The organism is Pelomonas sp. V22 (assembly GCF_030014915.1).
Taxonomy (GTDB): domain Bacteria; phylum Pseudomonadota; class Gammaproteobacteria; order Burkholderiales; family Burkholderiaceae_C; genus JAUASW01.
Genome location: NZ_JAGIXS010000001.1, coordinates 554,450 through 569,956, shown reverse-complemented (window position 1 = coordinate 569,956; position 15,507 = coordinate 554,450). Strand labels below are relative to the sequence as shown.

The following is a 15,507-nucleotide window of genomic DNA, read 5'->3' as shown; positions in this document are numbered from 1 at the left end:
GTGATCAGCGGGCCTCGGCCCGGCGCAGCGCCTGAGGGTGGATTTCGACCGAGGCATTCGCGGTCGAGACGTAGATGCTGCCGTCCTGGATGCTGATCTGCAGTTGCATGCTGCGCTCGGCCAGGGCCGCGAGGGCTTGCGACTGCTCGGCAGGGATCTGCCAGACATCCAGCTTGGGAGCGCGTATCAGCTTGCCCTCGAGGTTGCCCCACCAGACCGGCGTGCTGGAGGCATAGCTGATCACCGTGACGCGCTCGGCCCTGCCATGGGCCTTCATGATGCGGCGCTCGTCGGGCTGGCCGAGGTCGATCCAGTGCACCACGTCGCCGGTCAGGTCGAGCTGCCAGAGTTCGGGCTCATCCACGTCCGACAAGCCCTTGCTGAACTCCAGGCGGCCGCGCATCTCGTCCGCCGGCACGTGCAGCGCGTAGGCCAGCACGCGGATCATCATGCGCTCGTCGGTCTCGGACGGATGGCGGGCGATCACCAGGTTGTGTTCGCCATAGACATGGCGGTCCATGTCGGAGATCTGCAGCTGGGCTTTGTGGATGGTGGCTTTCAGTGCCATGGGCGCTTTCAGAGTCTTACGCTTGCGGGAAGCCGCGCATTATCCGCAGCCACGGCTCGTGGCATGATTCGGCCCTTGTTTTACAGCCCGGCTTGGCCGGGCGCCAACCGAGCTGTCAGACATGAAACGTCTCCTGATCTCCGTCACCGTCGTCGCCCTCGTGTCCACGCTGGCGCAGGCCCAGACCACCGCCAATCCCAAGGCCAAGGTCGATCCCAAGAACAACAAGGTCAGCAAGCCGGTCGTGGACAAGCCGAAGCCGGTGCTGATGTCTCGCAACCAGATCCGCGAGTGCCAGGAGATTGATGAGCGCATCGAGGCCGAAGAGCAGGTGTTGCCGGCGCTGATCAAGGCTTTCGAGGCCAAGCAGGAAGAACTCAAGTCGGCGATGGACGCCAGCAACAAGGCAACCGAAGACTTCAACAAGGCTGGCGCCGTGCTGAATGAGGATGTTCTGGGCCTGAACAAGGCCAACGACCTTCTTATCGCGGAGCAGAAAGAAGGCAAGATCAAGAAAGAAGAGTTGCTCAAGAAGGTCAATGACATCAATGAGCGTCGGACCGCCCTGCAGGCACGCATCGAAGACTACAACAAGCTGCGTGAGACTCTGCTGAAGGAGAAGGCGGCGCTCAATGTGAAGGTTGAGCCGCACAACGAAGCCAAGGCTGCGCTGAACGAGCGCATTGAGGCGCTGAAGGACGACAAGACCGACCTCAAGGCCAAATGCCTGGGCAAGGAATACGATGACCTCGACTGGAAGGCCGTCAAGGCCGAGCGCGCCAAGGCCGCCGCTGCTGCGGCTGCCGCTTCGGCCGCCAAGTGAGCCTTTCCTGACCCTGCTCAAGCGGCGCCGGGATGGCGCCCTTGAGCTTGGCTGACCCTGGTGGCAGGATGCCCTCAGTGAGGAGGGTTCTTCCATGCGAGTCGGCATCCTGACCGGCGGGGGCGATTGCCCCGGGCTCAACGCCGTCATCCGGGCCATCAGCCTGGCCCTGATCGAACAGCACGGCGCCGAAATTCTGGGTATCGAACGCGGCTTCCTCGGCCTGATCGAGGGCCGGGTGCGCCCGCTGGACGTGGCCGCCGTGCGCGGCATCGTCAACGAAGGCGGCAGCTTGCTCGGCACACACAACCGTGCGGACCCGTTCCATTACTTCGGATCCGGTGGCAGCGACGTATCGGCCCGCGCGCTGGAGACGCTGGGCCGGTCTGGTGTTGACGTGCTGGTAGCCATCGGCGGCGACGGCACCATGACCATCGCCGAGCGCTTTGCCCGCCTGGGCGTGCCCGTGGTGGGGGTGCCCAAGACCATAGACAACGACATCGCCCACAACGAGCGCAGCTTTGGCTTCGACAGTGCCGTGGCCGTGGTGGCGGAGTCCCTCGGTCGCCTGGAGACCACGGCGCGCAGCCATGGCCGGGTGATGATTGTCGAGACCATGGGCCGCTTCGCCGGCTGGATCGCCCTCGAAGGCGGCCTGGCGGGCGGCGCCGACGCCATCCTGATCCCCGAGCGCGGGTACCGGCTCGAAGCGCTGGCCGAGCAATGCCTGAAGCGCTGCGCCAATCAGGGCTATGCCCTGGTCTGCGTGGCCGAAGGCGCTCGCGAGGTGGGGGGAGAGATGGTGCTGCAGTCAGCACCCGGCGCGCCGGCTCGGCTGGGCGGGGTGGGGCAGCGCCTGATGGAAGGCCTGCAAACCCAACTGGGTGCCGGCAGCAGCCTGGAGATTCGCCATACCTTGCTAGGCCATCTGCAGCGCGGCGGTTCGCCGACGGCGTTCGACCGTGTGCTGGCCACCCGCTTCGGCGTGCAGGCGGCCCGCATGGTGGTGGAGGGGGCTTTCGGCCGCATGCTGGCCCTGCAGCAGGGCCGCTGTCTCAGTGTGCCGCTGGCCGACGTGGCCGGACACAACCGCCAGGTGCCGGAGGGCGATGAGCTCGTGAGTGTGGCCCACGATCTAGGGGTTTGCCTGGGTTGACCGTCTCGGCGGCCCGACGCTCGTCGCTGCCGGCTGCAGTTCGTCGGCCGATCCGGCCCTTGATCGCATTCGGATTTTGACTAGGGTTTGCCCTTGGCATAGTTCGCTCCATCGCAGCACCAGAAGAAACGCTGCACGGCTTAAGGAGGCCTGGAGATGAACACTGTTTACTGCTACGACCGCAATGCCCAGATCAAGCGCCTGGGTGTCGTTGTTGCCATCATGATCGCCGCCGTCGGCGCCGGCGCGATGAGCGCTCAGGATGACCGCCACGTGGCCGTCAACCAGCTGCCGCGTGTCGAGATCACTGGCCAGAGTATTCCGACCCAGATCGCGATGGCCCGCGAAACGAACACCGTGGCCCAGCTGCCGCGCGTCGTCGTCGAAGGCCAGCGCACGGTCGACGGCCAGCGCATTGCTCAGCAAGCCCCCTCGTCCACGGCTCAGTGAGAGCCTGACTATCATCTCGCCTGACCACAGGCGGATGCATGACAAATAACGATAGCTCCAAGAGGATTGCCCTCGTGACCGGTGCCGGCAGCGGCATAGGCCGGGCCGCAGCACTGGTGCTGCTGGAGCGGGGCTGGACGGTGGTGCTGGCGGGCCGGCGCATGGCAGCCCTGCAAGAAACGGCCGCGCAGTCCGCCGACCCAGCCAAGGCGCTGCCCCTGGCCGCCGACGTCAGCCGCCCGGAGGACGTGAACGCGCTCTATGCCCGCATCGACGCCGAATTCGGCCGGCTGGACCTCTTGTTCAACAACGCCGGCATCTTCGTGCCCTCCGTGCCTGTCGACGAACTGCCGGTCGAGCACTGGCGTCAATCGGTCGACGTGAACCTCACCGGCGCCTTTCTCAGCGCCCAGGGCGCCTTCCGCCTGATGAAGAAGCAGTCGCCGCGTGGCGGCCGCATCATCAACAACGGCTCGATCTCGGCCCATGCGCCGCGCCCCAACTCCGCCCCCTATACCGCGACCAAGCATGCCATCACCGGCCTGACCAAGTCGCTGTCGCTCGACGGCCGAGCCTTCGACATCGCCTGTGGCCAGCTCGATATCGGCAATGCGCTGACCGAGATGGCGCAGCCGATGACCAAGGGCGTGCGCCAGGCCAATGGCGAGATCGCCATCGAGCCGACCATGGACGTGGCCCATGTGGCCAGTGCCGTTCTCTACATGGCCGAGCTGCCGCTGTCGGCCAATGTGCAATTCATGACCGTGATGGCTTCGGCCATGCCCTTCGTCGGGCGCGGTTGAACCGTCTTTCTCTGAGGAAATCTGATGTCCGGACTCTTGACCATCGTGATCCGTGTGCTGCTGGGCCTGTTCACGCTGGTGTTCGTGCTGGCGCTGTTGGGTGTCGCTGTCGTGACCATGGTGGGCCTTCTGATCTGGAGCCTGCTGCGCGGCCGCAAGCCGGTGATCGACATGGGCCGATTCCGCCGCGCCAGCCAGTTCCGACCTGGCCAGGCCCGCCGCGCGGCGCCTGTGGGCGAGGTCGTTGACGTCGAGGCTCGCGAAGTGCAGAGCACGCAGCCCCGCCTGGATGCCTGAACCTCAGTAGCGCTTGCTGACCAGCTCGGCGAGGATCTCGCCGTAGATGCGGTAGCGCGAGGCGCTGATCTGGCCCGCATCCACTGCCTCGCGCACACCGCAGCCGGGCTCGTGCTGGTGCGTGCAGTTGTAGAAGCGGCAATGGTCGGCATGGGCGCGCAGGTCGGGCATCAGCAGCGGCAGCTGCTGCGCCTCGATCTGCTTGAGTCCGAATTCCTGGAAGCCCGGTGAGTCGATCAGCGCCGTTTCGCGTGCTTCATCGACCCAGTACCACTGCGTGGTTGTCGTCGTGTGGCGGCCCGAGTTCAGTGCGACCGAGATATCGCCGATCTGAGCCTGGGCGTCGGGGATCAGCAGGTTGATCAAGGTGCTCTTGCCGGTGCCGCTGGGCCCCATCACGAAGGTGCGCTTGCCGTTGAGCCAGGGCTGGAGCTGGGCGGCCGAGCCCTCGCGGTCGGCCTTGAAGGCCACGTCCATCACCTCCAGGCCCATGTCGCGGTAGGGCTGCAGGCGCGTTCGCGCGACGGCCACGCCGGGCAGGTCGGTCTTGTTCATCGCAATGCGGGTGCTGATGCCGGCGCTCTCGGCGGCTATCAGGGCGCGGGCCAGCTGCGTCTCGCTGAACACCGGCTCCACGGCCACCAGCACCAACAACTGGTCGATGTTGGCGGCGAAGCTCTTGGTCTTCCATTCGTCCTGACGGAACAGCAGATTGCGGCGCGGCTCCACGGCCTCGATCACGCCCTCATCGCCAGTCTCGGCCCAGCGCACCAGGTCGCCGACCACGCAGTCGCTCTTCTTGCCGCGTGGGTGGCAGACGCGGCGTTTGCCTTCGCTGTCTTCCACGATGTAGTGGCGGCCATGGCCGCGCACCACCAGTCCCAAGTCCAGATTGCCGAATCGGCTCATTCGCCGAAAGCCTCGGGCAGGGCGTCAGCTTGCGCGGCACAGATGAAATCGTTCGCCGTCAGGCCGCCCGCCGAATGCGTGGTGTAGCTCAGGGTGCAGGCCGAGTAGCCCACATGCATCTCCGGGTGGTGGTCCTGGGCATGGGCGATCTCGGCCACTGCGTTGACGAAGGCCATCACCTGGTAGAAGTTCTCGAAGGCAAAGCGCCGCGCGATCAGCTTGTGCTCGGGATCGGCGCGCCAGGCCGGCACTTGCGCCAGCCAGTCGGGCAGTTGTTCAAGCGGCAGGGCCTCGCGTTGAGGCGTGCATTGGGCGAGCAGCAGATTCATGGGGAGGCTTGCAGTGCCGCCAGACGTTCGCTGGCCGGCGGATGGGAGTAGTAGAAGCGGGCATACACCGGGTCCGGCGTCAGCGTGCCGGCATTGTCCTCGTGCAGCTTCAAGAGTGCGCGGGCCAGGTCCTCGCCGCTGCTTTGCGCGCGGGCATAGGCATCGGCCTCGAACTCGTGTTTGCGCGACAGGCGGCTGCCCAGCGGCGTGAAGAAGAAAACGAACACCGGCAGCGCCAGCATTAAGAGCAAGAGCGCCAGCGCATTGTTCGGCGCCGCCAGATTCGGTTGCACGCCAAGTCCCAGGTAGAAGCCGACCTGGCTCGACAGCCAGCCCAACAGTGCGAAGCCGAGCAGGCTCAAGGCAAACATGCTGAGGATGCGCTTCTGCACATGGCGGTGCTTGAAATGACCCAGCTCATGGGCCAGCACGGCCTCGATCTCGTCGGGCGCCAGGCGTTCCAGCAAGGTGTCGAAGAAGACCACGCGCTTGGCGGCGCCGAGGCCGGTGAAGTAGGCATTGCCATGGCCGGAGCGGCGGCTGCCGTCCATCACGAAGAGGCCCTTGGCCGCAAAGCCGCAGCGCTGCATCAGCGCCTCGACGCGGACCTTCACGCCCTCGTCGGCCAGCGGCTCGAACTTGTTGAACAGCGGGGCAATGACCGTCGGGTAGAGCACCAGGATCAAGAGGTTGAAGCCCATCCACGCGCCCCAGGCCCACAGCCACCACAGGCTGCCGGCAGCGCCCATCAGCCACAGGATCAGGGCGGCAATCGGCAGGCCGATCAGGGCGCCGATGAAGAGCCCCTTCACGGCATCGATCACGTAGAGCTTCAGCGTCATGCGGTTGAAGCCGAACTGCTGCTCGATGCGGAAGGTGTTCCAGAGCTCGAACGGCAGGTCGAGCAGCATGCCGATCAGGGCGAACGCGGCGATCAGGCTCAGCTGGTAGCCCATCGTGCCAAGCGGTTCGGCGGTGAGGCCGTAGATCCAGCTGTTCAGGGCATCGAGGCCGCCGAGCAGGGTCCAGCCGAGCAGCAAGGCGCTTTCGAAGGCGAGGGCGAGCAGGCCGAACCGGCCTTTGGCCACCGTGTAGTCGGCCGCTTTCTGATGGGCCGCGAGCGGCACGCTGGCGGCGAAGGCCGCCGGCACTTGGCCGCGATGCAGCATCACGTGGCGCATCTGGCGGCTGCTCAGCCAGAACTTCATGCCGAGGCTGACCACGAGAGCCAGCGCGAACAGCAGGCTCACGAGCGGTGCGGACAGGGGAGGGAGAAATGCGCTGGAGGACATGGCCGAAGTGTAGGGCTGCCACAATGCGAGGCTGTGCCGCCGGCATTGCGATGACAATCCGGCCCCAACAAGAAACCAAGGAATTCCCATGAGCAGCAGCCCGGACACCCCGAGCGCAGCCCCTCAGCTGGCGATCAGTGACACCAACCTGATCTGGATCGACCTCGAGATGACCGGCCTGTACCCGGACCGCGACCGCATCATCGAGATCGCCGTTGTCGTGACCGACGCGAACCTGAACGTGCGCGTCGAAGGCCCGGTTTTCGCCATCCACCAGAGCGACGAGACGCTGGACAAGATGGACGCCTGGAACAAGGGCACGCACGGCCGCAGCGGCCTGATCGAGCGCGTCAAGGCCTCGACCATCAGCGAAGACGAAGCGGTGGCACAGACCATCGCCTTCCTGAAGCAATACGTGCCGGCCAACAAGTCGCCAATGTGCGGCAACAGCATCTGCCAGGACCGCCGCTTCCTTGCGAACTACATGTCCAAGCTGGAAGAGTTCTTCCACTACCGCAACCTGGACGTCACCACGCTGAAAGAGCTGGCCAAGCGCTGGAAGCCGGCAATCCTCGATGGCTTCAAGAAGGCACAAGCCCACACGGCGATGGCCGACATCCACGAGTCCATCGACGAACTCGCCTACTACCGCGAGCATCTGCTGAGTCTCTGAAGACCCGGCGATCCGGTCCATCACCCATGAGTGAGCAGCACCGCCCGGAGCATCTCTGGGCGGCCTTCGACTTCCCCCGCCATCCGCTGGCCCGCGAGGACGGCGAGCGCGTGCGTGGCGCTTTCTATGCGCCGCCCGCGCGCTGGCTGCGGGCCGAGCGAGCGGACCAGGTGGCCGCCGTGCTGGCAGAGGCCCATGCGGCGGCGCGTGCCGGAGCCTGGGTGCTGGGCGGCCTGCGCTATGAGGCTGCACCAGCTTTCGACGAGGCGCTGGCGGTGCAGGCCGGCGATCAGCCGCTGGCCGAGTTCGCCGTCTATCTGGATGAGCCGCAAGCCTGGCCCGAAGCGGCGGTGGATGGCACGGGCCTGCTCGGCTGGCACGACAGCCAGCAGGACGCCGATGAGGCCGCGCAGATCGAGCGCATCCGCGAATACATCCGCTCGGGCGACTGCTACCAGGTCAACCTGACCACGCGGGTGCGGGCCCAAGCGGCTGCACCTGATCTGGGCCGCACCTTCCTCGCCCTGCACGCCAGCCAGCCGGGCGGCTTCTCGATCTTCTTGCGCGAGGCCGGCGTGGCCAGCGTCTCGCCCGAGCTGTTCTTCGACTGGCGCGCCTTGCCCGAAGGGCCGCGCACCTGGCTGCTCGCCGCCCAACCCATGAAGGGCACGGCGCCGCGCGGCCGCGACGTGGTGGAAGACGAGGCCGCCCAGGCCTATCTGCGCACCAGCGAGAAGGAGCGCGCCGAGAACCTGATGATCGTGGACCTGCTGCGCAATGACATGGGCCGCATCGCCACCCTGGGCTCAGTGCGCGTGCCGCGATTGTTCGAGCTGCACGCGCTGCCCACCGTCTGGCAGATGACCTCGACGGTCACGGCCGTCAGCCGGCCTGGCACACTGCTTTCGGATGTGTTTGGCGCGCTGTTCCCCTGTGGTTCGGTCACCGGCGCGCCCAAGGTGCGGGCGATGGAGATCATTGCCGAGCTGGAGCCCGAGACGCGTGGCTGGTACTGCGGCGCGTTGGGTCTGATACAGCCAGGCGGCGTGGCAACTTTCAACGTGCCTATCAGGACGGTGGAGCAGGGCGCCGAAGGCAGTCTGCGCTGCGGCATCGGCAGCGCGATCACGCTGGACTCGTCAGCTGAGGCCGAGATCGCCGAATGGCGGGCCAAGATGCGCTTTCTGCGCCGCGCCGAAGCGCCCATCGAGGCGCTGGAGACGCTGCGCCTGCAGGACGGCGAGGTAGTGCGGCTGGCTGCTCACCTCGCGCGCCTGCAGCGCACGGCCCATCACTTCGGCATCAAGCTGCAGGCTGCCAAGGTCCGAAGCACGCTGGCCGAGCTGGCGGCCGCCCATCCGGCGGGCCGCTGGCGCCTGCGCCTCACCGTGGCGGCGGACGGCCGCATCACCACCGAATTGCAGGCGCTGGCTGATACGCCAACGCCGGTGCTTCTCGCCCTCGCGCCGCGTGCCATCGAAACCGATGGCGCTGCGGCCGAGTTCATCCAACACAAGACCACCCGCCGCGAGCTCTACCAGGCCTTCGCGGCAGACAAGCCGGCGGCGGCCTTCGACCTGCTGCTGTGGAACGCCCGCGGCGAGCTGACCGAATGCACCTTCGGCAACATCGCGCTGCAGATCGAAGGCCGCTGGCTGACGCCTGCGCTCGGCTCGGGCCTGCTGCCCGGCGTGCTGCGCGATGAGCTGCTGGCGCAAGGCCGCATCCATGAGGCAAGACTGACCCTGGACCATCTGCGCCAAGCCAGCAGCCTCGCCTTCTTCAACAGCTTGCGGGGCTGGTGCCCGGCCGAGCTGATCACCCACTCCCCCAGCGCCGCGCCTCCTGCGCCCGGCGCCTGAATCCGAATCCCTTCCCTCCCTTTTTCATGGCTACCACGACCAAGAGCCGCCGCAAGGCGGAAGCTGCGCTTGTTGAAGCGCCGCTGACAGTGCCCGAGACCCTTCATCAAGACGCGATCCAAGACGCTGTCCAAGCCGTCACCCAAGACCCCGTGCAGGAGCCGCCCCCGGAAGTCCCGGCCGCCGCACCCGCTGCCAAGAAGAAGGCAACCACGGCACGCAAGCCGCCGGCAAAGAAGACGCCTCGTGCCGCCAAGGTGGCGCCACCACGGTTTGGGTTCGTTGCTCGCCCGGCCGAGGGTGCGCTGGGGCGCTATGTCTTGAGCGACAGCCAGGCTGATGCGGTGCTGCAGCTCGATGTCCACGGTGATGGTGTTGGTGACTACCGCTGTAATTGCGCGCCCTTCGCTGCGAGCGATGAGGGCAGCTGCGAGCACAGCCAGTTCCTGCTGGAGCAGATTGGCGACACGCTTACCACAGCACCTGCGCCGGCTTTCAGCGAGATCTGGCTGGCCCAAGGCCTGCAGCGCCGCTTGCGCTGGCGAGCTGGCGAGACGGCACCCGAGGCGCTCTGCGAAGCTGCTGAAGACTTGTTCGGTGAGTCGGCCTCGCTCGACGCAGAGCAAGGCCAGCGCCTCGATCCGCTGCTGGACCTGGCGGCCGAGCTGGGCCATGAGTTGCGCGTGGCGCCCGAGGTGTGGGAGCAGCTGAGCCATGCGGCCGATGCGCGCGAGCGCCTGGCGCGGCTGGAGGCCGCCATGGCCGAAGGTGCTGATCTGCAGCAACTGGCGGGCCTGCGCCAGCCTTTGCCCGAGTTCCAATGGGAGGCAGCCCTGTTCGCGCTCTGCGCCGGCCGCAGCCTGCTAGCCGACGACCTCGGTCTCGGCCACCGTGCCGCGACCCTGGCTGCCTTGCAGCTGTGGCGCCGTTTGTTCGGCCTCGGCAGCGTGGTGCTGCTGGCGGCAGAAGAGCGCCATGCCGCCTGGCGCGCCGATGCCGAGGCCTGGCTGGGCGGCTGGCCCGAGGGCGTGCAGCTGCTACAGCAGGGCGAGGCGCCGCTGGCCGATGCCGAGCTACTGATCGTCGATGGCGTGCAGCAGCTGGAAACCCTGCCGCTGGTGCCCACCACCCATCTGCTCTTGCTGGCCGACCGTGAGCTGCTCGGCGAACCGCTGCTGGGCGAAATGGTGGCCTGGCTGGACCTGCATCGTCGCGGCCCCTGGGCCCTATGGCACAAAGAGGCGGCGGCCGCCAGCAAGCGCCAGCAACGCGAGCTGCTGCAGAGCGTGATGCTGAGCCGCCGCAAGCGGGACCTGCTGCCGCGCCTGCCCGAGACGCTGGATCAGCGGCTCTGGTCGGCTGAGTCGGTGGCGCTGGATCAGGACGCGCTGGCGCAGCTTCGCCAGTTGCAGGCACGCTGGCAGTCGCAGCGCTACCTGGGTGCCAGCGAGCAACTGCGTCTGATGACGGCATTGCAGGTTTTGCGCCAGTCCGCCCAGTCGCCGGCGGCCTTGGCCATCAAGAGCGGGCAGTTGCTCAAGCTACTGCCGCAGATCATCCCGGCTGCCGCCCAGCGCGTCGCCGTGTTTGCCCAGCAGGACGCCAGCGTGCAGGCGCTGGCCGCAGCCTTGCGAGCCGAAGGCCTGGCCGTCGCCGAACTGCTGCTGGCTCAATCGCCCGAGCAGCGGCAGGGCGAGCTCGATGCCTGGCGCGGCGACGAGGGCCTGCTGCTGCTGGCCTCTGACGCGGCCTGTGCCGGTCTCGATCTGCAGCATGAACAGGTTGCCCTGGTGCATGCAGATCAGCCCTGGAACCCGGTGCAACGCGATGCGCGAGCCCGCCGCCTCAACGGCGAGACGGGTCGCGGGCTGCCCATCTGGCACCTGATGTTGACTGGCAGCTTCGACGCCGTGCAGTCCTGGGCACAAGCCGGCCGCGCTGCCTTGCCGGCCGGTGGCCTGGACTACGAACTGGGCGCTCGCCCCTTCCTGGCCGCCGCCGATTTGGCCCTGCTGATGGACGCGCTGGCCTCGGCCGGCGCCTGAAGCCAGCGCTCGGCGGCCAGAAATCATGTCCGCCGGGCTTGCTAGTAAAAACCCTAGTGTGCTATAGTCGCGGCTTCGCTGCAGAACACCACGGGGTGGATGCAGCGGGTTCGTACGTCTCCTCTGACCTCGTTCAGGCCGCTTCTCTCCATCTCCGAGAGATCCACAAGCGCAGCACTGAACACCCTCGGGTTCGGTCGGCGGCGATGCCGTCGCTTTGACTGTTCCCCCGGCGCCGCACCGGCCCCTTGATTCCAATTGAATGAATCAGGCCATCGTCTTTGACGATGACCAGGTGTGCGACGCGAGCTTGTCTCCCAGCGACTTCACTGTTCCTGCCTGCAGCGCCAAAACAGCTGAGGCTGGAATTGTCTTGCTCGGCTCTCGCCAGGCAAGGCATGGTTTTGTTGAAAGAAAATCGATGTCATTCGAAACACTCGGCCTGCACGAAGCTCTCCTGCGCGCCGTCAAGGAATCCGGTTACGAGACCGCCACCGAAGTGCAAGCCCAGGCGATTCCTCACGGCCTGGCTGGCAAGGACCTGATGGGTTCCTCGCGTACCGGCTCGGGCAAGACCGCTGCCTTCATCCTCCCGGCCCTGCAAAAGGTGCTGGACCACCGCGCCACCGACACCGCCCGTCCGCGTGGCAAGAACTTCGGCCCGCGCGTGCTCGTGCTGGCCCCCACCCGTGAACTGGCCCAGCAAGTGGCCAAGGCCGCACAGACCTACGGCCGCTATGTGCCGGGCCTGCGCATCTGCACCGTGCTGGGCGGCATGCCTTACCCGCTGCAGATCAAGCAGCTGACCAGCTCGCTGGACATCCTGATCGCCACCCCGGGTCGCCTGATCGACCACCTGCAATCCGGCAAGGCCGTGCTCGAGAACGTGCAGATGCTGGTGCTCGACGAAGCCGACCGCATGCTGGACATGGGCTTCATCGACGACATCAAGATGATCGCCGAGCGCACCCCGGCCAATCGCCAGACCGTGATGTTCAGCGCCACCTTCGCCGGCCATGTCGGCCGCCTGGCTCAAGAGCTGCTGAACGACCCGGTGCGTGTCGACGTGGCCTCGCACACCGACACCCACGAGAACATCACCCAGCGCCTGCACTGGGCTGACAACAACCACCACCGCGACCAGCTGCTCGAGTCCATCCTGGGCGAGTCGACGCTGGACCAGGCCGTGGTGTTCACGTCCACCCAGCGCGATGCCGACTGGCTGGCCGAGCGCCTGCACGAGATCGGCCACGCCGTCGCTCCGCTGCACGGCGGCATGCCGCAAGGCCGTCGCAATCGCGTGCTGATGGCCCTGCGCCGCCGCGAAGTGCGTGTGCTGGTCGCCACCGACGTGGCCGCCCGCGGCATCGACGTGCCGACGATCACCCACGTGATCAACTACGGCCTGCCGATGAAGGCCGAGGACTATGTGCACCGCATCGGCCGCACCGGCCGTGCTGGCCGCGAAGGCCTGGCCGTGACCATTGCCTGCCGTGACGATGTGTCGATGATCCGCCGCATCCAGCAGTTCACCACGCAGCAGATTCCGGTGGCTCACATCGAAGGCCTCGAGCCCAAGACGCAAGAACCGCGCATCTTCCCGCCGCGTCCGGCTGGCGAGCGTGGCCACTTCGAAGACCGTGGCCCGCGCCAGGGCTATGCCAACAAGAGCGGCTTCAACAACAAGTTCGGCAGCAAGCCTTTCCAGCGCGATGGCGGTCGCCCGACCTTCAATCGTGACGGTGGCGGCAAGCCCTTCAGCCGTGACGGTGGTGGCTACCAAGGCAACCGTGGTGAAGACATGGGCTTCCGCTCGACCGAACCGCGCAGCTTCAGCGGCGACCGCAAGCCTTTCGAGGCTCGCAGCTTTGATCGCGGCCATGACCGTGGCTTCGACAACGGCGGCTACCAAGACCGCCAGGACCGTGGCTTCGCGCCGCGTGCCGAGAAGCCGGCCTTCGCGCCGCGTGGCGACAAGCCTGCTTTCGGTGGCAAGCCCAGCTTTGGCGCCAAGCCCTCGTTCCAGCGTGAAGGCGGCGACCGCCCGTCGTTCGGCGGTGACCGTCGCGGCCCTGGCGGCCCGGGCAAGCGCCCCGGCCCGCAAGGCGGCGCCCCGCGTCGCGGCGGCTTTGGCCGCTGAACGCGTGCTGACCGCTGATCAATTCAATCGCTCTAGCGATTGAACTCATGAAGCCCACTTCGGTGGGCTTTTTGCATTCCAATCAGCAGCCATGCCAGAAGCGACCAGAGATACCGGAAAACTGAGCCAATGGGATGACGCCAAGGGCTATGGCTTCATCACGCCGGATGCCGGCGGTCCCAAGCTTTTCGTCCACATCAAGTCCTTCGGCCTGCGCGCACGCCGGCCCTTTGTCGGTGAGAGGCTGAGCTATCTGCCTGGGCAGGATGCGCAAGGCAAGGCGCGCGCCTTGAAGGTGCAGAGCCTTGAGCCCAAGCCAGTCACGCCCGCAGCAGCGCCAAAGCGCAAAGCCTCGTCTGCCGACAAGGGCGACATCAGCATCGGCCTGGTGCCTGGCTTTGCCGCGCTCCTGCTGTTCTGCCACCTGGCCTGGCCACTGCCGCAGGCGGTGCTGGGCATCTACATGTCGATGAGCATGGCCAGCTTCATCGTCTATGCGCTGGACAAGCGAGCCGCCCGCCTGGGCCATTGGCGGGTCAAGGAGGCCACGCTGCATGGCCTGGCCCTGGCCTGCGGCTGGCCGGGCGCCTTGCTGGCGCAGAACATCCTGCGCCACAAGAGCAGCAAGCCGGCCTTTCGCCGCGTCTTCTGGCTGAGCGTCCTGGCCAATGTGGCGGGCTTCGTCTGGCTGTTCACGCCGCTGGGCATCGGGCCCTGGCAGCGCCTGGTCGCGGCATGACCAGCGTGGCGCTGCGGCTGCTTCGTGCCGCCGACGTGCCAGCGGTGCTGGCCTTGCAGGCCCAGTGCTACGAGGCGCAATTCCTGGAGAGTGCTCGGGCCTTCGAAGCCAAGCTGTTGGCCGCCGAGCCGCACCGCAGCAGCTGGATCGCGATGCAGGGCGAGTTGGCGCAGGCCTATGCGGTGGCGCTGCCTGTCTGCTTGCAGACGCTGCCGGCACTGAACGCGCCTCACATCACACCGAGCGCAAGGCCGGAACTGTTGTACCTGCATGACCTGGCGGTTGCGCCGGCCGGGCGTTCGCTGGGCTTGGGGCGACTTCTGGCTGAGCAGGTCGAGCAGAGCGCGCGTGCCCTGGGCCTTGCGCGCATCGGCCTGATCGCGGTGCAGGACTCGCTCGCCTACTGGCAGCGCCAGGGCTTTGCCGAGCTGCCGTCCTTGCCGGAGGGACTGCAGGCCAAGCTTGCCAGCTTCGGCCCGCAGGCCCGCTGGCTAGAGCGTCAGGTCTGAACCGACAGCTCGCCCAGGCCCTCGAAGCGGATCAGCACCCGCTCGCCCTGGCGCAGCGGCAGGTTGCCGGTCCAGGATCCGGTGGTGACCACGCTGCCGGCCGGCACGCGGCGGCCATCGCGGCAAGCAAAGCGCAGCCAGTGCGGCAGCAACCAGGCCGGGTCGACCAGTGAGTGCGAGCCGATGCGGCGCAGCGCCTCGGCCTCGCCAATCCTGATCTCGCAGGCCTGGGCCGACCAATCGCGCTCCGGCTGCACGGGCAGCCAGGGCCCCAACAGCAGGGCCGCATGCGATTGCAGATCGGCCTGGCGCAGTGCGTCGGGCGCGGCACTGCCTTGCTGCCAGCGGGAGGCCGTCAACTCGATGGACAGGGCCATGCCGTCGCACAGGGCGAGGGCGCTTGCCTGGTCCAGGCCGGCAGCCAGCTCCGCATCCACTTCATGGGCGATCCGGAAAGCGATCTCCGCCTCGGCGCCGCCCTGCGGCAGCCACCGCTGGCTCGCGTCCATGGGCAGGCCATTGAGCGATTGCTGCAGCCAGGTGTGGGGCAGGGGTGAGTGGCCCAGGCGCAGCGGATCGCGGCTCGGGCCGCCGGACTTCCAGCAGCGCGCGGCTTGCCCGTCCAGCGCTTCGACCACGCCATGCTGCGTGGCCACGATGGCGCTGGCATCGGGCACCAGCCAGTCGGTGGCCGACAGCGTCTGCAGATGTTGGTGAGCCTGGATCAGGGCGGTGGCAAGCGCGGAACTCATGGCTTGGAACTCTCTCTGCTGGGGAGCGGTGGGGGGAGGGCTGCGCAGTATCGCGTTGACCCGGCTTCATGGGGCGCATTGTGCGAGCCGCGCGCGCCGTGGAGACAAAGGCTTTACATGTGCATGCTGTAATTTCTTCGTGACATCTGCTTACAGCCTG

The 15,507-nt window shown here is 66.9% G+C and carries 16 protein-coding genes; 11 read left to right on the top strand and 5 right to left on the bottom strand.

Annotated elements, in window-relative coordinates:
* Positions 1–4: 4 nt before the first annotated feature.
* Positions 5–568, bottom strand: coding sequence for a YaeQ family protein (locus tag J7U46_RS02520; protein ID WP_282823244.1), 564 nt, complete (start codon positions 566–568; stop codon positions 5–7).
* 121 nt (positions 569–689) lie between these two features.
* On the opposite strand from J7U46_RS02520, the gene J7U46_RS02515 reads away from it, so the two are divergent.
* The 5 genes from J7U46_RS02515 (at position 690) to J7U46_RS02495 (ending at position 4,097) form a co-directional block, all read left to right on the top strand.
* Complete coding sequence (locus tag J7U46_RS02515) at positions 690–1,391, top strand: hypothetical protein (protein WP_282823243.1); 702 nt, start codon at positions 690–692, stop codon at positions 1,389–1,391.
* A 94-nt stretch (positions 1,392–1,485) separates the two neighbouring features.
* On the top strand, positions 1,486–2,547 hold the full coding sequence (locus J7U46_RS02510) for an ATP-dependent 6-phosphofructokinase (RefSeq protein ID WP_282823242.1): 1,062 nt from the start codon (positions 1,486–1,488) through the stop codon (positions 2,545–2,547).
* A 156-nt stretch (positions 2,548–2,703) separates the two neighbouring features.
* Complete coding sequence (locus tag J7U46_RS02505) at positions 2,704–2,997, top strand: hypothetical protein (protein WP_282823241.1); 294 nt, start codon at positions 2,704–2,706, stop codon at positions 2,995–2,997.
* Between the two features lie 38 nt (positions 2,998–3,035).
* Positions 3,036–3,800 carry an SDR family oxidoreductase gene (locus tag J7U46_RS02500; RefSeq protein WP_282823240.1) on the top strand — a complete coding sequence of 255 codons (765 nt, stop codon included), beginning with the start codon at positions 3,036–3,038 and terminating at the stop codon, positions 3,798–3,800.
* A gap of 24 nt (positions 3,801–3,824) precedes the next feature.
* A complete protein-coding gene (locus J7U46_RS02495; RefSeq protein WP_282823239.1) occupies positions 3,825–4,097 on the top strand; it encodes a hypothetical protein in 273 nt (90 codons plus the stop codon).
* Positions 4,098–4,100: 3 nt separating this feature from the next.
* Here J7U46_RS02495 and rsgA read toward each other — a convergent pair whose 3' ends face one another.
* Genes rsgA through J7U46_RS02480 form a run of 3 tightly spaced genes read right to left on the bottom strand, consistent with a single transcriptional unit; the run spans position 4,101 to position 6,600 of the window.
* On the bottom strand, positions 4,101–5,006 hold the full coding sequence (gene rsgA, locus J7U46_RS02490) for a ribosome small subunit-dependent GTPase A (protein ID WP_282823238.1): 906 nt from the start codon (positions 5,004–5,006) through the stop codon (positions 4,101–4,103).
* On the bottom strand, positions 5,003–5,335 hold the full coding sequence (locus J7U46_RS02485; protein ID WP_282823237.1) for a 4a-hydroxytetrahydrobiopterin dehydratase: 333 nt from the start codon (positions 5,333–5,335) through the stop codon (positions 5,003–5,005). The genes rsgA and J7U46_RS02485 overlap by 4 nt, the downstream gene beginning before the upstream one ends.
* On the bottom strand, positions 5,332–6,600 hold the full coding sequence (locus J7U46_RS02480; protein ID WP_282824945.1) for a M48 family metallopeptidase: 1,269 nt from the start codon (positions 6,598–6,600) through the stop codon (positions 5,332–5,334). Before J7U46_RS02480 ends, J7U46_RS02485 begins: the two co-directional genes overlap by 4 nt.
* A gap of 115 nt (positions 6,601–6,715) precedes the next feature.
* Between J7U46_RS02480 and orn the strand changes: the two genes are divergently transcribed.
* The 6 genes from orn (at position 6,716) to J7U46_RS02450 (ending at position 14,595) form a co-directional block, all read left to right on the top strand.
* Complete coding sequence (gene orn, locus J7U46_RS02475) at positions 6,716–7,300, top strand: oligoribonuclease (protein ID WP_282823236.1); 585 nt, start codon at positions 6,716–6,718, stop codon at positions 7,298–7,300.
* A 26-nt stretch (positions 7,301–7,326) separates the two neighbouring features.
* On the top strand, positions 7,327–9,162 hold the full coding sequence (locus J7U46_RS02470; protein WP_282823235.1) for a chorismate-binding protein: 1,836 nt from the start codon (positions 7,327–7,329) through the stop codon (positions 9,160–9,162).
* 26 nt (positions 9,163–9,188) lie between these two features.
* Positions 9,189–11,207 carry a hypothetical protein gene (locus tag J7U46_RS02465; protein ID WP_282823234.1) on the top strand — a complete coding sequence of 673 codons (2,019 nt, stop codon included), beginning with the start codon at positions 9,189–9,191 and terminating at the stop codon, positions 11,205–11,207.
* A gap of 421 nt (positions 11,208–11,628) precedes the next feature.
* Positions 11,629–13,347: a DEAD/DEAH box helicase gene (locus tag J7U46_RS02460; protein WP_282823233.1), complete on the top strand. Its 1,719-nt coding sequence runs from the start codon at positions 11,629–11,631 to the stop codon at positions 13,345–13,347.
* Between the two features lie 91 nt (positions 13,348–13,438).
* On the top strand, positions 13,439–14,086 hold the full coding sequence (locus J7U46_RS02455; RefSeq protein ID WP_282823232.1) for a cold shock and DUF1294 domain-containing protein: 648 nt from the start codon (positions 13,439–13,441) through the stop codon (positions 14,084–14,086).
* A complete protein-coding gene (locus tag J7U46_RS02450) occupies positions 14,083–14,595 on the top strand; it encodes a GNAT family N-acetyltransferase (protein WP_282823231.1) in 513 nt (170 codons plus the stop codon). Before J7U46_RS02455 ends, J7U46_RS02450 begins: the two co-directional genes overlap by 4 nt.
* Here J7U46_RS02450 and J7U46_RS02445 read toward each other — a convergent pair.
* Positions 14,586–15,347: a fumarylacetoacetate hydrolase family protein gene (locus J7U46_RS02445; RefSeq protein ID WP_282823230.1), complete on the bottom strand. Its 762-nt coding sequence runs from the start codon at positions 15,345–15,347 to the stop codon at positions 14,586–14,588. The genes J7U46_RS02450 and J7U46_RS02445 overlap by 10 nt on opposite strands.
* Between the last annotated feature and the right edge of the window lie 160 nt (positions 15,348–15,507).